Origin of the sequence: Methylomonas koyamae (assembly GCF_001644025.1) — a bacterium.
GTDB lineage: Bacteria > Pseudomonadota > Gammaproteobacteria > Methylococcales > Methylomonadaceae > Methylomonas > Methylomonas koyamae_A.
Map to the genome: position 1 here is coordinate 25112 of NZ_LUUK01000145.1, position 17143 is coordinate 42254.

The following is a 17143-nucleotide window of genomic DNA, read 5'->3' on the forward strand; positions in this document are numbered from 1 at the left end:
GACGACATGAAACGATTAATCCTGTGGTTCGCGGCCCTGATGATATTGGCCGGCTGTTCGACGACCGGTCACTTCAAAGTGCCGGATGGCTCGCAACTGTATTTGTACAAACGTCCGGAGCCGGTGCAAATCAGTGCGAACGGCGAAGTTACCACCAAACCGTATTTCTGGACCGCGGCTGGCATGCCGCCCGGCGGCGGCATACCGTACAAATTGGAGAAAAACGGCAAGGTGCTGAAGGAAGGTAAACTCCGCGCCAAGTTCCGGGTGGTTTCGATCTTTTGGCCGCCGTTCGCGATCATTTATTGGCCTATCGGCTTGAACCCTGACATCACTTACGACTTGATCAACGACAAGCAGGAGTGACCGCGGTGCGCCCGATCGGAACCGAACGGGGGCGGAGATGACCGAAGTCCGCACTCTCGCCACTGCCCGCTTGATACTGCGGCAGTGGCGGGACGCCGACCGGCCGACGTTCGCAGCGATCAATGCCGATGCCCGCGTGATGGCGCATCTGCCGCAAGCCCTGGACCGGGCCGCCAGCGATGCGTTGGCCGAGCGTTTGCAAGCCTTGATCGCCGAGCATGGTTGGGGATTCTGGGCGGTGGAATTGACCGGCTCCGGCGAGTTCATCGGCTACGTGGGATTGCACGAACCCGCCACCCGCCACGACTTCGCGCCTTGCGTCGAAGTCGGCTGGCGCCTGGCCTACCGCCATTGGCGGCAGGGCTACGCCAGCGAGGCGGCGCGGGCCGCGTTGGCTTTTGGATTCGAAATCCTGAGTCTGCCGGAAATCGTCTCGTTCACCGCACTGGGGAACGCTCGCTCGGAAGCGGTGATGCGGCGCTTGGGCATGCGCCGCGACCGCGAATTCGATCACCCGCTGCTGCCGGCAAACAGCCCGTTGCGGCGGCATGTTTTGTACCGATTGGCCGACACGGAGTGGCGGCGGCGTTCGGCGGTTTAAGCGAAGCCATGGCACTCGATTTTACGATTCGCGGCTGGCACGCGGATTTAAACCCGGCCGACGGCCCGGCACCGCGCCAGGTTCCGAAAAGTTTGTTACGACGCTTGAGCCCGCTGGCCCACCGCGCGTTTCGGGCGATCGACGGCTGCATCGCACCGGGCGAAGCCTTGCCGGCGGTATTCAGCTCCAGCCACGGCCAAATTGCCGATTCGCTGGCCTTGCTGCAAACCCTGCAAGCCGGCGAGGACTTGTCGCCGGCCGGATTTAGCTTGTCGGTACACAATGCCATCGCCGGCCTGTATTCGATGGTTTACGCCCACCGGCTGGAAACAGTGGCTCTGGCGCCCGGCGTGGGCGGCGTGGGCCCGGGCTTTATCGAAGCCTTGGGGCTGCTCGGCGAAGGCAATCAAGAAGTCTTGCTGGTGTTTTACGACGAAGCGCTGCCGGACTTTTATCCGGCTACCGGCTATCGGTTGTCGGCGCCCGGCGCGGCCTTGGCCCTGCGTTTGGCGCTCGGCGGGGCAGGCCTGGTCTGCCGTTTCGAACCGCTGGCCGCGCCGCGCGGCGACGGCGAGCAGCCGCTGCAATTGCCGGCCTTGGTCGAATTTCTTTTCGATACCCGCGCCGAACTGCGTTTGGGCAACAACGGCCAGGGCTGGTTATGGCAAAAGCGCTGATTCGCAGCTTGGACTACGCTTGGCGGCTGTTCGCCACCGCGCTGAGTTTCGCGGTGTTCGGCGTCGGCGGCATGCTGTTGTGGTGGCTGGTGTTGCCGATCTTGGCGTTGCGGCCCGGTTTGCCGGCCGCCAAGCAACGCCGCGCCCAATACGCGGTGCATCTGAGCTTTTACGCCTTCATCGGTCTGATGCATCGGCTGGGCGTGATGACTTACCGGATCGACGGCTTGGAGAAATTTAACCGGCCCGGCCAGTTGATCGTCGCCAATCACCCGACGCTGGTCGACGTGGTATTTCTGCTGAGCCGCATTCAACACGCCAGTTGCATTGTCAAGGCCAGTCTATGGCGCAATCCGGCGATGCGCGGACCGATATTGCACGCCGGCTACATCAGCAACGCCGATTCGCAAGCGATGTTGGACGCCTGCGCCGAACGTCTGCGCGAAGGCGGCTGTCTGATCGTGTTTCCGGAAGGCACTCGTTCGGTACCGGGCCGAGCCTACCGGTTTCAGCGCGGCGCGGCGGCGCTGGCCTTGCAGGCCAACTGCCTCGTCACGCCGGTGGTGCTGCGCTGCCGTCCCAGCACGCTGACCAAGGCCGAGCCGTGGTATCGCATCCCGGCGCGGCGCTTTGCGCTTACAATGCAGGTCGGCGACGCCATCGATATCGACGCCTTTCGAGCGATCGAGCCGCGTTCGATCGCGGTGCGGCGGCTGACCGAAACCTTGCAAGACTACTTTAGCGAACGACGAATGAACGATGAACACGATGGAAACTGAATTAAAACGCCTGATTATCGACACGCTGGCCTTGGAGGATGTCGATGTCGCCGACATCGACAGCGATGCTGCGTTGTTCGACGGCGGCCTGGGGCTGGACTCGATCGATGCGCTGGAACTGGGCGTGGCGATCCGCAAGCGCTACGGGGTCAAGATCGATGCCGAGCAGCACGACGTCGCGGCGATATTTGCGTCGGTGGCGTCGCTGGCGCGCTTTTTGGCGACCGCCGGGAGCGCGGTATGATGCAAACCCGCGAAGACATCTTGGCGGCGATCCGCGACATCATGGTCGAAATGTTCGAAATCGACGCGGCGGCCATCGTTCCGGAAGCCAAACTCTACGAAGATCTGGATTTCGACAGCATAGACGCGGTGGACATGATCGTGCGTCTGAAGGAAGTTACCGGCAAGATGGTCAAACCGGAAGACTTCAAAACCGCTCGCAGCATTGGCGACGTGGTCGAGGCCGTCCATCGTTTGCTGCAAGAGTAGCATGCCGCGCTGGTTCAATGCGGCGGTCGGCCTGTTGATGCTGTTGTATCCGGCGGCGGTGTATTTCGGCCTACGCTATCTGGAACCGCGCTGGATCGCGGCGGCGTTGGCCGGATTGCTGGCCGCGCGCCTGGCCTTGGCCGGCCAGCGCTGGATGCGTCAGGCGGCTTGGGCCGGCTTGGCCTTCGCGGCGTTCGCGGTCTGGAGCAATCAGGTATCGACCCTGCGTTTCTACCCGTTCGCGGTCAACGCCGCGATGCTGGCAATCTTCGGCGTCAGCCTGCTGCGCCCGCCCAGCCTGATCGAGCGGCTGGCCCGGTTGCAAACCCCGGATTTACCGGCCGCAGGCGTGATTTACACTCGCCGGGTGACCGTGTTGTGGTGCGGCTTTTTCGTGCTGAACGGCACGGCCGCGCTGGTCACCGCGCTGTATGCCAGCTTCGAGGTGTGGAGCTTGTACAACGGACTGATCGCCTATCTGTTGATGGGGCTGCTGTTGCTCGGCGAATACGGTGTCCGGCGCCGCGCCGGTTGGCGAGGTTAGCGCGTGGCTCGGGCTTTCGATAGCGCCGACGACGGCCGGCCGGTGGCTTGGCATCGCGGTCTATGCTACACGCGCGGCGATTTCCGGCTGGCCGTCGCGGCCTGGGCCGAGCGTTTTGCCGCCGATTCCCATCCGCGTTACGGCTTGTATTGCCAGGATGCCTATCCGTTCGCGGTGTTGTTGTTTGCGTTATGGCAGGCCGGCAAGCAGGTCTGGCTGGCGGCGAATAACCGGCCCGATACCGGCGCCTTGCTGGAAAGCGAAGACTGCCGCTTGCTCGGCGATTGGCCGGCGCAAGGCTTGAGCGGGCCGGATTTCAAAGCCATCTCCACTGAAGCGAGTGGCGCAACCGACGCCCAAGCGCCCGAGCCGGCCTGTTTTAGCCGACCCTGGACCGCTTGGCGGGCCTGGGCGAGCGGGACTGATCGCCAACCGCCGGACCTCGCCTTGTTTACCTCCGGTTCGACCGGCGTCGCCAAGCCCATTTTTAAAAGCCAACGCCAACTTTGGCGCGAAGTCGCCGGCCTGGAAGCCCAGTGGGGCGGCTTGCTCGGCGCCTGCCGGGTAGCGGGCACCGTCGGTCATCAACACATTTACGGTTTGTTGTTTCGGGTGTTGTGGCCGTTGGCGGCCGGTCGCGGTTTTATCAGCGAAACCGCGTTGGATGCGGCCGGCTTGCCGGAGCGCGTTTGCTGGATTGCCAGCCCGGCCCATCTGAAGCGCCTGGATGCCGAATCTTGTTGGGCCAAGATTGCCGGTTTCCCAGCCGTCTTCAGTTCCGGCGGTCCGCTGGCGGCCGCCGCCGCCGAGTGCCTGGCGCGGCAAACCGGCCTGGCCGCGCTGGAAATTTACGGTAGTAGCGAAACCGGCGGCATCGCTTGGCGCCGCTTTCCCGACAACGGCTGGCGCTTGTTCGCCGGGCTGACTCTAAGTCCCGACGGCGAGTTGAGTTCGCCCTATTTACCGGATGCCGAGCCCTATCCGCTGGATGATGCGCTGGCATGGCGGGCCGACGGATGTTTCGAGCTGATGGGCCGGCGCGACCGCATCGTCAAGATCGAGGAAAAGCGTTTGTCGTTAACCGAATTGGAGCAGTGCTTATTGGCCGGCGGCTGGCTGGCCGAAGCCGTGGCCTTGCCGATCAGCGGCCGGCGCGATGCCGTCGCGGTGGCAGGGGTGTTGTCCGCGACCGGTCATCGCTTAATGCTCGGCGACGGCCGCAAGGCTCTGATAGCCGAGCTGCGAGAAGGTCTGCTGCGGCATTTCGAGGCGGTGCTGTTACCGAGGCGCTGGCTGTTTTTTTCGACGCTGCCGGAAACTTCGGCGGGCAAGCCGGATGTGCCGTCATTGCGGCGCTGGTTGGTCAGCGACGATCGCTTGCCGTTGCCGCGCCAAGTGCGCTGGTCGGGCGACAGCGCCGAGTTGACGCTGAAGATCCCGGCCGATTTGCGTTACTTCGCCGACCATTTTCCCCGGTTTGCGATCTTGCCCGGCGTGGTGCAGTTGGCTTGGGTCGAGTATTACGGCCGTTTGTTGTTCGGTTTCGTCGTGCCGTTTCGGAGTTTGGAAGCGATCAAATTCGTGCAGCCGATACGGCCCGATAGCGAACTTCAGTTGAATTTGACTTGGCGGGCTGCTGCCGGCCGGTTGGGCTTCGAGTTTCGCGACGCCGACCGGGCCTATAGCTCCGGTCGCTTGATCCAAGCCGAAGCATGACGATCAAGGTCTGCATCGTGATTCCGGTGTACAACCACGAGCGGGCGCTGCCGGCCTTGTTGGCGCGGCTCAAGCCGCACGGACTGCCGTGCCTATTGGTCAACGACGGCAGCTCGCCGGCCTGCGGACAAGTGTTACGCGAGCTGGCCGCCGCGCAAGGCGATTGGCTGAGCTTGTTGGAACGGCCGGCGAACGGCGGCAAGGGCGCGGCGGTCGTGGACGGTTTTCGCCAAGCGCTGGCGCGCGGGTTTAGCCACGCGCTGCAAATCGACGCCGACGGCCAGCACGATACCGCCGATATTCCGGCGTTTCTGGCGTTGGCCAGGTTGTATCCGGACGCGATGATACTCGGCGCGCCACGTTACGGCGCCGACGCGCCGCGGAGCCGGGTACACGGCCGGCGCATCACTAACTTCTGGATTCGTATCAACACTTGGTCGGATGCCATCGCCGACGGCATGTGCGGGTTTCGCTTGTATCCGCTGGCGGCGGTCGAACGCCTGCTGGCGGGGCAACGCGTGGCTAGCGGCATGGCCTTCGACATCGATATCGTGGTCCGGCTGCATTGGCAAGGCGTCGCCGCGCTCAATCTGCCGACGGCGGTGCGTTATCCGGAAGACGGCGTGTCGCACTTTCGGCTGTTGCGCGATAACGCGTTGATTTCCGCGACGCACGCCCGGCTGTTCTTCGGGATGCTGCTCAGACTGCCGGTTTTGTTGTTCAGGCGTTTGCGATGAAGGCCGCCGGCCATTGGGCGCAAATCGGCGAATCGACCTGCGTTTGGGGCATGCGCTTGCTGTTCGGCGTGTTCCGTTACGGCGGCCGGCCGTTGTTGCAGGCGTTCTTGTATCCGGTGGTCAGTTATTACTGGCTAAGCCATCCTAACGCCAGACAGGCCAGTCGCGAATTTTGGCGGCGTTTGGCGATATTTAACGGCGAGCGGCCGGAGCATCTGAGTTGGCGGAGTTGGCGGCATTTCATCGCCTTCGCCAATGCCATTATCGACAAAATGGCGGCCTGGGCCGATGCCTTGCCGGCGGATGCGGTCGAATTCCAGGGCCGCGAGCGGCTGCTGGCGGATTTGGGGCGGGGGCGCGGCGCGTTGCTGTTGGCCTGCCATCTGGGCAATCCCGAAGTGTGCCGGGTCATGGCCCGGCGCGATCCGAACGTCAAGATCAACGTGCTGGTACACACCAAGCATGCCGAGCGCTTCAACCGTTTGTTGGCGCGCTACAACCCGGCTAGCGCGTTGAACTTGCTGCAAGTCACCGAGATCGACGCCGGCGTGGCGATGCGCTTGGCCGAAAAAATCGAGCAGGGCGAGTTGGTGGTCATCGCCGCCGACCGCACGCCGGTGGGCGGCGGCCGGATAGCCTGGGCAGACTTTCTTGGCGCGCCGGCGCCGTTGCCTCAGGGTCCGTTCGTGCTGGCCGGCTTGTTGCAATGCCCGGTTTACGGCTTGTTCTGCATCAACCAGGCCGGCCGGCACCGGATCATTTTCGAGCCGTTCAGCGACGGCTTGACCTGGACCCGCGCCAACCGCGACGCGGTCATCCATGCCGCCGTCCGCCGCTACGCCGAGCGTTTGCAACACCACTGTCTGGCCGCCCCGCGACAATGGTTTAATTTTTACGATTTCTGGCGGGTGCAAAAGTGCTAGAAGACTTGATCGGTACATGCTTTTTATTTGTGACCCGTATAGTTGGATGATTTCTGTATATCTTGCGGATTGATTAAGCCCAAGCAATTAACTCTCCTTCGTTCCCGTAATTGCACTATGGTGTATTTTGACACCGCTAGCGATATCAGCCCCATTACGGCAATTACAAGCTACACAATATTTTGACATCCATAGTCCAGGTTACTAAACTGCTCGTCTTTCTAACCCACCAACCCACCGAAGGAGGCTGTATGTTCGATTTTGCAACGCGCTTAAGCCTCGCATCCTTAACCGGTCGGTAATTTTCATCCGATCGTCGGGATCGGGCTTCCGCATTAATCCCTTATTTTAATTTTTGGCCGATTCCGGTCAGGGCTTGCTATTGCCGTTGGGCTGCAGGCTTCGGATAGGCTTTGTGGAAGTTTATGAAAACACATCAATCCAGCCGCACACGTTTGCTGTGCGAAGAATGGCGCGAAGGCGACGGTCTAGCGCCTCGTTTCGAACAACGCGACCCAGTTAAACAACTGGCGCGTAAAGATCAACAACTGAGTAAACAGGCACATCGCGCTTTAAGTTTATTTCTCGAAGGCGAATGCAAGCACCCTGATTTGTTAGGCGTTGAGGTGCTCGCCGTACAGTATGAGCCTGCTAAACAGCGTCTATGTGTCAGCGTTGGCTCTCCCAACAATGCCACTAATAGCGAAGCCATTTTAGCTCGTAGGATGGGTAGAGGCGCTAGCCGAAACCCATCAAAAATACCATCAATTACGCCAAATCCAATTTAGGATATATGCCGCCCGCCCAATTTGTCGGGAGAATGCCGCGTTCGACGAAATCATTAAATGAAGAATATCGCCAATCGGCAACATAACGGACATAGCCGTGTTTTACCGGATTGTAATGAATATAGTCGACATGCTTGACGAAGTCGTCCTCGTTTCTAATTCGATGCTCCCAAAACCGTGACTGTGAAAAATAACAACCGCCTTTGAGGCGATCTCGGTGATATTCTGTCATATCTCATTTATCGGTGCTTCGATTGATGGGTTTCGCTTCGCTCTACCCATCCTACTGTCGGTCATTGGCTCACCCCCAGTCATTGGATACCCCCTGTCGGTTGTCTTCTATGGTCGATTTCTGCATTTCATAACTTCCAGGACGATGTCATTCCTCTACGGATAATTCTTCGGATGCGATGATCGAACATGTCATTGTCACCGGTTCAGCCGCGCCTAGACTTTGCCCCGCGATTCCGCCGACCGCTAAAATTCAATCCGCTCCGGTGCGACTCGGAGCACCTCTTCGATGGTCGTGATGCCGGCCGCGACTTTTTCGGCGCCGCTGAGGCGGAGCGGTCGCATGCCTTCCTTGATGGCTTGTTTTTGCAATAAGGCTGTGTCGCAACCTTCCACGATTAGCTTTTCCAAAGTCTGGCTGTTCTCGAAGATTTCGTAGATGCCTATCCGGCCGGCGAAGCCGGTGTTGCGGCATTCCTTGCAGCCGGTGGCGCGGTGGATTTGCTTGGGTGGGGCCACTCGGAACGGCGCGACCAGGGCTTGCCATTGGGCGTCGTCGACGGCGACCGGCGTTTTGCAATGCTTGCATAAGACCCGAATCAAACGTTGCGCCATCACCCCCAATACGGTTTGCTGAATCAGGTAGCCGGGCACGCCCAAATTCAGCAAGCGGGTGACGGCGGCCGGGGCGTTATTGGTGTGCAGCGTCGAGATGACCAGATGGCCGGTCAGCGAGGCTTGCACCGCCATTTCGGCGGTTTCCAAGTCGCGGATCTCGCCGACCATGATGATGTCGGGGTCCTGGCGCAGCAGGGTGCGGATGCCGCTGGCGAAGTCTAGGCCGATATTGGCCTGCACCTGCATCTGGTTGAAGACCGGTTCGATTTGCTCGATCGGGTCTTCGACGGTGCACAGATTGATTTCCGGCGTCGCCAGCCGTTTCAGTGTCGAATACAGCGTCGTGGTTTTGCCGGAACCGGTCGGCCCGGTAACCAGGATGATGCCGTGGGTCTGGCCGGTCATCCGATTCCAGATCGCCAATTCCTGCTTGTTGAAGCCGAGTTGTTCGTAATCGCGCAGCAGCACTTCCGGGTCGAATATCCGCATCACCAGTTTTTCGCCGAACGCGGTCGGCATGGTCGATAGCCGCAATTCGATTTCCTTGGCATTCATTTGGGTTTTGATGCGGCCGTCTTGCGGCAAACGCTTTTCGGCGATGTTCATCCGTCCCAGGATTTTCAGCCGGCTCAGCACCGCGTTCATGATCGGCATCGGCAACTGGTAGACGTGGTGCAGGATGCCGTCGATCCGAAAGCGCACGTTGCCTTGCTGGCGGCGCGGCTCGATGTGGATGTCGCTGGCGCGTTGGTCGAAAGCGTATTGCAGCAGCCAGTTGACCAGATTGACGACGTGCTGGTTGTTGGCGTCCAGGTCCGCCATTTTGCTGAGTTCGACCAATTGCTCGAAGTTCTGGCCGCCGCCGCGCCCTTCGTTTTGGGTTTGCGCGCCTTTCAGCGATTGCGAAAAGTTGTAAAACTCGTCCAGATAGCGCTTGATTTCGTCGGGATTGGCGAACACGCAGCGAATCTTGCCGTGGTGCATCTTGGCCAGATCCAGTTGCCAGGCGCGGATGAAGGGCTCGGCGGTGGCGACGACAATTTCCTCGTCGTTGATCTTGATCGGCAGGATGTTGTAATTGACCGCATAGGCTTTGCTGAAGATCGCGGTCACGCTGGGTACGTCGATTTTCAGCGGGTCGAAATAGTAGTAGGGCAGCGCCAGCTTTTTGGCCAACCATTGGGTGAGGTCTTCCTGAGTCAGCAGCTTGCCGAGTTGACTGCGGTCGGCCAATTCGCATTCGCTCAAAATTTTCAACGGATGCTTGTTGAGATTGATCTTGGCGGCCGCGTATTGGCGGCATTTTTCCAGGTCCGCTTTCGACAATATGCCGTCGTCGTCCAGCCACTGGATAATGCGCTGGATGTCCAGCTTGTGGTCTTCCGTCTTGCTTTCTTCCCGCATACGCCGCTTCTGGGTGAGTGGAAGGCTTAGTCTAGCCAAATCCGGCGGAAGTTGGGGAGAATTGCCCGTCCCGAGTAACGCTGACAATCTTGGGGGCTTGGACGGCCGATTTCAACGCCATTCGATGAAGCGGGTCGCGGCGAACCGAATGCTTGCAGTTGCCGCATGACGAATAACCTAGTGTTAAAGTAAACTATCGCCAACTTACACAGCGCGCGGTAGATCATGACGGCAGCAGACAACGTACATCCTCACGAAATTCATAAGTTCGGCGCTCAAGCGGAGCGCTGGTGGGACCCGAACGGCGAATTGCATACCTTGCACGCCGTTAATCCGCTTCGCTTGGCATTCATCGGCCGGCAAGTCGATTTGGCCGGCAAGCGGGTGGTTGACGTCGGTTGCGGCGGCGGCATTCTGACCGAAGGTTTGGCCGGGCAGGGCGCCGATGCCTTGGGTATCGATCTGAGCGAAGATCTGCTGGATATCGCCGATCTGCACAGTCTGGAAACCGGCGTGGCGGTCAATTACCGCAAGGTCAGCGCCGAACAATTGGCGGCCGAGGAGCCGGGCGGCTTCGACGTGGTGACCTGTATGGAAATGTTGGAGCACGTTCCCGATCCGGCTTCGGTGGTCAAGGCATGCGCGACGCTGGTCAAACCGGGCGGTCTGGTGTTTTTTTCGACCTTGAACCGGGTGCCGAAGGCTTGGCTGCTGGCGATCGTCGCCGCCGAGCATCTGCTGAAAATGGTGCCGAAGGGCACTCACGAATATAAAACCTTTATCAAACCGGCCGAATTGGATCGAATGGCGCGGGCCGGCGGTCTGGAATTGCAGGCAATGACCGGCATCGAATACAACCCGTTCGCCAAGCGCTTCAGTCTGGGCCGCGATATCGACGTCAACTACATCGCCGCGTTCGCGCGTCCGGAATAAACCGCATGACCGACTTCAAACTGGAGTGCGTGTTGTTCGATTTGGACGGTACCCTGGTCGATACCGCGCCGGACCTGATCGCCTGTCTAAATCGAACGCTGGCGGCGCACGGTTTTGCCGAAATTGATCCGGCGACGGTGAAGCCGGCGATTTCGCGGGGCGCCATGGCGATGATTCGGCAAGCGGTTACGGTGGACGAAGCCACGGCGCAAACGATGTTGAGCGACATGTTGGACGCCTATCAGGCCAATATTGCCGAACACAGTCGCTTTTTCGACGGCATCGTCGATTGCCTGGACGCCATCGAAACCGCCGGTTTGAAGTGGGGGGTCGTGACCAACAAAAAGCAGCGGTTTACCTCGCCGTTGTTGCGAGCGCTGGCGTTGGACACGCGCGTGGCTTGCGCGGTCAGCGGCGACACCACCGCGTTTAGCAAGCCGCATCCGGGGCCGATGTTCGAAGCTTGCCGGTTGGCCGGCGTAACACCCGAGCGCTGCGTCTACATTGGCGATGCGCCGCACGACATTGCCGCCGGCAAAAACGCCCGCATGAAAACTCTAGCGGCCTTGTACGGCTATTTGAACAGCGACGACCAACCCGATACCTGGGGGGCGGACGCGATGATCGAACATCCCCGTCAACTGACGCAATGGATCCAAACCAGTCTATGTCATTGAACAATCAATTAATTTTGATCACCGGCGCCGGTGGCGGCTTGGGCGGTGCCGCCGCGCTGGCTCTGGCCGGGCAGGGTGCCAGCCTGATTTTGCTGGACAACAGCATCCCGAAATTGGAAAAAACCTACGACGCGATCGTCGCGGCCGGCGGTCCGGAACCGACGATGTACCCTTTCGATTTGGCCGGCGCCACCGAAGCTCAATATCAGGAAATGGCCGACGCCATCGCCGAGCGCTTCGGCGCATTGCACGGCGTATTGCATTCGGCGGTGGAATTCAGCGCGTTCAGCCCGATCGCCAATTACAAAACCAAGGATTGGGGGCATGCGTTGAACGTCAATCTGAACGCGGCGTTTTTACTGTGCCGGGTTTTGCTGCCGGTATTGCTGGCGGCCGAGCATGCCGCGATTGTGTTTACCTCGGACTCCTCGGCTCGCAAGGGCCAAGCCTATTCCGGCGCTTACGGCGTTTCCAAAATCGCATTGGAAGGTTTCGCTGCGATATTGGCGGCTGAGTTGGAATCCGCCGGCAAAATCCGGGTCAACACCTTGGTGCCGGGGCCGGTCGACAGTCCGTTGCGGCGTAAGGCCTATCCGGCCGAAGACAAGGCGGCGCTGCCGGCGCCCGCCAGTTTGCAGCCGGCCTACGTTTATTTATTCAGCGACGCCAGCCTCGGCGTCACCGGTCAAATTATTGACGCCCAGACATTCAACCGTTGAAACGAGCTATGGCAGACAGAGAAGTGGTGTTTTTAAACCGTGACGTCAACATCGTCACGATTCCCGACGGCCATCACGGCATGTTGCGCAAGGGTCAGGAAGTCACGATCCACCAGTCCTTGGGCAGTAACTATACGGTTTTCACCGATTACGGCCACATGGTGCGGATCGCCGGCGTCGACGCCGACGCGCTCGGCAAGGAGCCTCAGCATTTGCAGACCCTGGTGTCGGAAACCGATGCGCAGGCGGTCGAGCGCAATTGCTGGGAAGTGATGAAAACCGTCTACGATCCGGAAATTCCGGTGAATATCGTCGATTTGGGCTTGGTCTACGGTTGCGACGTGACGGCCAACGCCAATGGCGGTCACGACGTCCGGATACGGATGACGTTGACCGCGCCGGGTTGCGGCATGGGCCCGGTGATTCAGGGCGACGTCGAGAAGTGTATCCGCGGTTTGCCCGGCGTCGACAGCGTGGATGTCGAAGTGGTCTTGGACCCGCCCTGGTCCAGGGAAATGATGTCGGAGGTGGCTCAGGTTCAATTGGGTCTGTTTTGAGCGGCGCCGGGAATCCGGCGGAAATTTGCCGCCTTGTTGCTTCTAATCGATGTTTAATTTATTAACCAATTGAAAAAAAACGCTTAAAACAAGCTGGCACGGTCCTGGCTTTCGATGGCTTGAACGCCAACTCGATCACTGGGGACCGTCATGAAAGAACAATCCGCCGAATTAGCCGTCGTCAGCAACAAAACCTTCGAAGCCTCGACGGCGGTCAATCTTCATCATTACGACATCAGCAGTGCCTTGCAAACCACGCTGGAGTTCGACGAATTGATCGGGATCTTTTGCAATAAGATTCAAGCGACGATCCCGCACAACGGCGTCGAATACAACCATCCGCTGTTCAACATGCACTATCAGCGCGGGGTGATGGCCCGCCACTCATGCTCTTATGTCTTGAAAGTCGAGGAGCAGGAGCTGGGCGAACTGAAGCTGACCCGTACCCAACGCTTCGGCCGCGAAGAGCTGAAAATGCTGGAAAGCCTGTTGTGCTGTCTGATTTATCCGTTACGCAATGCCACGCTGTTTCAACAAGCCTTACGGATGGCGTATACCGATCCGTTGACCAAAACCAACAATCGCGCGGCCTTTAACGATAGCTTGCAACGCGAGGTCAAGCGGGCGGTACGCCACGGCCAGCATTTGTCCTTGGTCTTCGTCGATATCGATCATTTTAAGAATATTAACGACCAATACGGCCATGCTTGCGGCGATTTGGCCTTGGCATCGGTGGCCGCCTGGTTACGCGATAGCGTGCGCGGCAGCGATGCGGTTTACCGCTTCGGCGGCGAAGAGTTCGTGATTTTATTGGCCGACACCGACATCGACGGCGCCGGGATTATCGCCGAGCGTCTGCGCGCCGACATCGAGTCGCATACCCTGGCTTACGGCATGGATGTGTTGAATTTGACCGCCAGTTTGGGCGTTGCCACGCTGCAAGGCGACGACAGCGCGGAATTGCTGGTCAAGCGTGCCGACAAAGCAATGTACGCGGCCAAACAACGCGGCCGTAACCGGGTGGAATTGGCCGCCTGACGGCAAGGCCGGCAAAATCTTGCCGGTTCCGACCGCTTAGTTTTCGAACACGTCGGCGCCCTTGGGCGCTTTGAAGTTAAACAAGGCTTCTTCCAGCTTGGGATTGATTTGGATGTTGGAAAAATAGATACGCGTCAATTGGCCGAAATTATCGCTCAATTCCATGCCGCCCAACTGGTCGCGCTCCAAGCCGATCAGGATGTATTTGAAGCCGCTTTCTTCGTTCTTGGGCGACAATTTCACCCAATTCATGCCTTCGTCCTCGCCTTGCTCTTGCAACTTGAATTTCTCTTCGATGTCGATTTGACCGGTCAACAGCAAGGCCGGCGTCGAACCCAGCGAATCGTCCAATTGCTTGACCGTGACCTGCTCCAAATCCGCATCGTAAAACCAGACCTTGCCGCCATTGGATACGATTTCCTGGACGAAGGGTTTTTGATAATTCCAGCGGAATTTGCCGGGGCGGCTCAAATAAAACTTGCCGCTGCTGGTTTGCGCCGGTTTGCCGCTCTTGTCCAGCGTCACTTGGCGGAAGTCGGCGGCCAGCGCGCTCGAGCCGGCCAAAAAAGTTTTCAATCGGGCGATCGGCGTTTCCTCCGCGTGCAATGGGGTGGCGCATATTAGGCAAAAAACGAAGCTAAGAATTTTCATCGGTTAAAAAGGATTGAGGTTGTTAAGCCAGTTGCCGTCGGTTTCGCCGCCGCCGCCGCATTCGGAAAATTGGCTGGGGCCGGAGCCGTCGATAAAGGGCAGTAATTTGGCGCCGGGGCAGTCCTCGGTACTGAGCAAGCCGGTGGACGGATCGATCCACTTCATTTCGACATTGTCCGGCCGGATCAGGCTGACCGGCTTTTTCGAGACCTGCCGCATCAGATCGGCCCAGATTTGCAGCGCGCCGCTGCCGCCGGTCAGGCCGGTCGGCTTGTTATCGTCGCGGCCTACCCATACCACCGACAACAAATCGCCGCTGAAACCGGCGAACCAGCTATCCCGCAACTGATTGGTGGTGCCGGTCTTGCCGGCCAGCGCCATGCTTTGCGGCATGTAGCTGTAGGCCGAGTGGCCGGTGCCGGCATACATCACTTCCTGCAGTATCGTGTTGGTGATGAAGGCGGCGGCGGGATCGACGGCCTGATGGACCGTGAACGGATAGCTTTGCAGTGCCTTGCCGTCGGCGGCATTAACCGCCCGAATCGAGCGCAGTGGCGTCGCGAAGCCGTCGCCGGCCAGGGTCTGGTAAAGTTGGGTGACTTCGAACGGCGTCAGGGCTTGGGCGCCGAGCAGGAAGGACGGATATAGATTCACCGGCCGCGACACGCCCATCGCCTTCAGGGTGTTGGCGATTTTGCCCAACCCGATGTCCATGCCGATCCGCACCGTCGCCAGATTGTAGGAATGGGTCAGCGCGGTATGCAGCGGTACCACGCCGTGCTCGCGATTGTCGTAGTTATCCGGCGACCAGGTTTTGCCGCTGCCGTCGTCCAACGCGATCGCGGTATCGCTGATCGGCGTGGCGATCGTGTAGCGGTCGGGGTGTTCCAGCGCGGTTAGATATACCACCGGTTTGATCAACGAGCCGATCGGCCGGACCGCGTCCAGCGCCCGGTTAAAGCCGGTCGTGACCGCGCTGTCGCGACCGCCGACCAAGGCGACGATCTCGCCGTTGTCGCGGCGGGTGACGATGGCGGCGCTTTGCAAGTCGTCGCTTTTCGGGCTTTTCTCCAGGTGTTTCAGTTTGTTCGCCAGCGTTTGCTCCAAGGTGTCCTGCGTGCGCGTGTCCAGCGTCGTTACAATGCGCAAGCCTTCCGAGGTCAGATCCTCTTCCTTGTATTCCTGTCTAAGTTGGCGCTTGACCAAGTCGATGAAATCCGGAAAACGGTTGGCCGAGCGGTGTATCACCTTGGCCACGCCCAACGGCTGCTTTTTGGCTTCGCTGGCCTGTTGTTCGTCGATATAGCCTTCGGCGAGCATCGAGTCCAGCACCAGATTGCGTCGATCCAGAGTGTGGTCCGGATTGCGGCGCGGGTCGTATTCCGACGGTCCGCGCACCAGCGCGACCAGCGTAGCGACCTGCGGCAGATTCAACGTTTTCAGCGATTGGCCGAAATAAAACTCGCTGGCCAGACCGAAGCCGTGTACCGCGCTGGAACCGTCCTGGCCCAGGAAGATTTCGTTCAAGTAGGCTTCCAGTATCTCGTCCTTGCTGTAGCGGTATTCCAGAATCAGCGACATCAGCACTTCCTTGAGCTTGCGCCGTAGAGTGCGTTTGGGGTGCAGGAAGAAGTTTTTCACCAATTGCTGGGTGATCGTGCTGCCGCCTTGCACCATGCCGCCGGCCTTCAGATTGTTCCACATCGCCCGGGCGATGCCCTTGGGCGAGATGCCGAAATGATGATAAAAGTCGCGGTCCTCGGTGGACAGCAAGCCTTGCACCAGTGTAGGCGGCGCTTCGTCCAGTTTGATCAGAATGCGGTCTTCCTTGCGGGTAGGATAAAAACTGCCGATCTGCACCGGGTCCATCCGCAAGATGGCGACGCTTTCGCCGGTCGCAGCGTCGGCTATGTTAGCAACGCCGCCGGCGGCGAAGCCGACGTTGATTTTTCGGCTCTCCTGAGGTGTATCGCCGAAATTGAAGGCACGGGTTTTTAGCGATATTTGACTGCCCTTGACCACGTAGGAGCCTTCGGCGGCCAGTTGCGGGTCCATCCGGTAATGCAGTTGTTGCAGCAAGTCCTCGAAGCTTTTAGCGGACATCTCGTAGCCGTTGTAAAGCTCGACCGGACTGGCGTAGACCCGGGCCGGAATCGACCAGCGCTTGCCTTCGAATTGTTGGCGAACGGTATAATCCAGGTAGAAGGTATAAATTGCCAGGGCCGCCAACGCGGCCAGCGCCACGGTGATTGCGCCGCGTATCAACCAGTTGGATTTCGAGGGCGTTTTTTTGCGTCTAACGGTGAGTTTTCGGTATCTGTTGGGTCGTTTGGCCATTCAGTGTCGTTGGGAGTCTGCCGCTCTAAGGCGTGTTGCGGTGTGGCTCCACCGCGGTGGAGGCGGGTCGTTGGCAATAACGGCGTATTATCCAATAATTTTATCTCGGTCGCGACTAACACGGCCGACCGGCGGTAGACGCAAGGGGGACGGATGAGTTCAATCGGACGGATTTTCGGGTTCGACAGGACGGTTTATCGAACATTAAGCCTACGGCTAATCTGCGGCATACTCGCGCTGATCATGCAGACCGGACTCCGCGCGGCTGACGCGGCCGACATCGAAGCGTTCGTGCGCGACGGCTGCGAACACTGTTTGGAAGCCGAGGCGTTTTTGGCCCGCTTGCATGCCGAGC

At 59.5% G+C, this 17143-nt stretch carries 19 protein-coding genes and 1 pseudogene; 16 read left to right on the forward strand and 4 right to left on the reverse strand.

What is annotated here, in order from left to right; translation table 11 throughout:
• Nucleotides 1-6 precede the first annotated feature (6 nt).
• From A1355_RS09745 to A1355_RS25185, 11 genes are all read left to right on the forward strand, one after another.
• Complete coding sequence (locus A1355_RS09745) at nucleotides 7-366, forward strand: hypothetical protein (RefSeq protein WP_064027453.1); 360 nt, start codon at nucleotides 7-9, stop codon at nucleotides 364-366.
• Between the two features lie 37 nt (nucleotides 367-403).
• The gene (locus A1355_RS09750; RefSeq protein WP_064027455.1) at nucleotides 404-967 is read left to right on the forward strand and encodes a GNAT family N-acetyltransferase; all 564 of its coding nucleotides are present in this window, start codon (nucleotides 404-406) and stop codon (nucleotides 965-967) included.
• Nucleotides 968-975: 8 nt separating this feature from the next.
• Nucleotides 976-1644, forward strand: a complete 669-nt coding sequence (locus A1355_RS09755; RefSeq protein WP_157197827.1) for a beta-ketoacyl synthase chain length factor — start codon at nucleotides 976-978, stop codon at nucleotides 1642-1644.
• Nucleotides 1629-2423 (forward strand): lysophospholipid acyltransferase family protein, encoded by a 795-nt coding sequence (locus A1355_RS09760; protein WP_064027459.1) that lies wholly within the window; start codon nucleotides 1629-1631, stop codon nucleotides 2421-2423. The genes A1355_RS09755 and A1355_RS09760 overlap by 16 nt, the downstream gene beginning before the upstream one ends.
• Nucleotides 2404-2667 (forward strand): phosphopantetheine-binding protein, encoded by a 264-nt coding sequence (locus tag A1355_RS09765; RefSeq protein WP_064027461.1) that lies wholly within the window; start codon nucleotides 2404-2406, stop codon nucleotides 2665-2667. The genes A1355_RS09760 and A1355_RS09765 overlap by 20 nt, the downstream gene beginning before the upstream one ends.
• Complete coding sequence (locus tag A1355_RS09770) at nucleotides 2667-2915, forward strand: acyl carrier protein (RefSeq protein ID WP_064027499.1); 249 nt, start codon at nucleotides 2667-2669, stop codon at nucleotides 2913-2915. Before A1355_RS09765 ends, A1355_RS09770 begins: the two co-directional genes overlap by 1 nt.
• Before the next feature lies 1 nt (nucleotide 2916).
• Nucleotides 2917-3459, forward strand: coding sequence for a hypothetical protein (locus A1355_RS09775; RefSeq protein WP_064027464.1), 543 nt, complete (start codon nucleotides 2917-2919; stop codon nucleotides 3457-3459).
• A gap of 3 nt (nucleotides 3460-3462) precedes the next feature.
• Nucleotides 3463-5175 carry an AMP-binding protein gene (locus A1355_RS09780; protein ID WP_064027468.1) on the forward strand — a complete coding sequence of 571 codons (1713 nt, stop codon included), beginning with the start codon at nucleotides 3463-3465 and terminating at the stop codon, nucleotides 5173-5175.
• Nucleotides 5172-5912 (forward strand): glycosyltransferase family 2 protein, encoded by a 741-nt coding sequence (locus tag A1355_RS09785; RefSeq protein ID WP_064027470.1) that lies wholly within the window; start codon nucleotides 5172-5174, stop codon nucleotides 5910-5912. The genes A1355_RS09780 and A1355_RS09785 overlap by 4 nt, the downstream gene beginning before the upstream one ends.
• Nucleotides 5909-6835, forward strand: a complete 927-nt coding sequence (locus A1355_RS09790) for a hypothetical protein (RefSeq protein ID WP_064027472.1) — start codon at nucleotides 5909-5911, stop codon at nucleotides 6833-6835. Before A1355_RS09785 ends, A1355_RS09790 begins: the two co-directional genes overlap by 4 nt.
• Nucleotides 6836-7260: 425 nt before the next feature.
• Nucleotides 7261-7623 carry a hypothetical protein gene (locus A1355_RS25185; protein ID WP_157197828.1) on the forward strand — a complete coding sequence of 121 codons (363 nt, stop codon included), beginning with the start codon at nucleotides 7261-7263 and terminating at the stop codon, nucleotides 7621-7623.
• Here A1355_RS25185 and A1355_RS26600 read toward each other — a convergent pair.
• Nucleotides 7604-7807 (reverse strand): annotated as a pseudogene (locus A1355_RS26600) (transposase); the annotation flags it as partial. The gene A1355_RS25185 and the pseudogene A1355_RS26600 overlap by 20 nt on opposite strands.
• 293 nt (nucleotides 7808-8100) lie before the next feature.
• A complete protein-coding gene (locus A1355_RS09800; protein ID WP_064027477.1) occupies nucleotides 8101-9876 on the reverse strand; it encodes a GspE/PulE family protein in 1776 nt (591 codons plus the stop codon).
• Between the two features lie 225 nt (nucleotides 9877-10101).
• Here A1355_RS09800 and ubiG point away from each other — a divergent pair, with 225 nt between their 5' ends.
• From ubiG to A1355_RS09825, 5 genes are all read left to right on the forward strand, one after another.
• Nucleotides 10102-10809, forward strand: a complete 708-nt coding sequence (ubiG, locus tag A1355_RS09805) for a bifunctional 2-polyprenyl-6-hydroxyphenol methylase/3-demethylubiquinol 3-O-methyltransferase UbiG (protein WP_064027479.1) — start codon at nucleotides 10102-10104, stop codon at nucleotides 10807-10809.
• Nucleotides 10810-10814: 5 nt separating this feature from the next.
• Complete coding sequence (locus tag A1355_RS09810) at nucleotides 10815-11486, forward strand: HAD family hydrolase (RefSeq protein WP_064027481.1); 672 nt, start codon at nucleotides 10815-10817, stop codon at nucleotides 11484-11486.
• Nucleotides 11477-12205: an SDR family NAD(P)-dependent oxidoreductase gene (locus A1355_RS09815; RefSeq protein ID WP_082885470.1), complete on the forward strand. Its 729-nt coding sequence runs from the start codon at nucleotides 11477-11479 to the stop codon at nucleotides 12203-12205. Before A1355_RS09810 ends, A1355_RS09815 begins: the two co-directional genes overlap by 10 nt.
• Nucleotides 12206-12213: 8 nt before the next feature.
• Complete coding sequence (sufT, locus tag A1355_RS09820; protein WP_064027485.1) at nucleotides 12214-12762, forward strand: putative Fe-S cluster assembly protein SufT; 549 nt, start codon at nucleotides 12214-12216, stop codon at nucleotides 12760-12762.
• A gap of 150 nt (nucleotides 12763-12912) precedes the next feature.
• Entirely contained in the window at nucleotides 12913-13800 is an 888-nt protein-coding gene (locus A1355_RS09825) for a GGDEF domain-containing protein (RefSeq protein WP_064027487.1), read from the forward strand.
• A gap of 36 nt (nucleotides 13801-13836) precedes the next feature.
• Here A1355_RS09825 and lolA read toward each other — a convergent pair whose 3' ends face one another.
• Together lolA and mrcB are read right to left on the reverse strand one after the other, a co-directional pair.
• On the reverse strand, nucleotides 13837-14451 hold the full coding sequence (gene lolA / locus A1355_RS09830) for an outer membrane lipoprotein chaperone LolA (protein ID WP_064027489.1): 615 nt from the start codon (nucleotides 14449-14451) through the stop codon (nucleotides 13837-13839).
• A gap of 3 nt (nucleotides 14452-14454) precedes the next feature.
• Nucleotides 14455-16788 (reverse strand): penicillin-binding protein 1B, encoded by a 2334-nt coding sequence (mrcB, locus tag A1355_RS09835; protein WP_082885471.1) that lies wholly within the window; start codon nucleotides 16786-16788, stop codon nucleotides 14455-14457.
• Nucleotides 16789-17143: the final 355 nt, after the last annotated feature.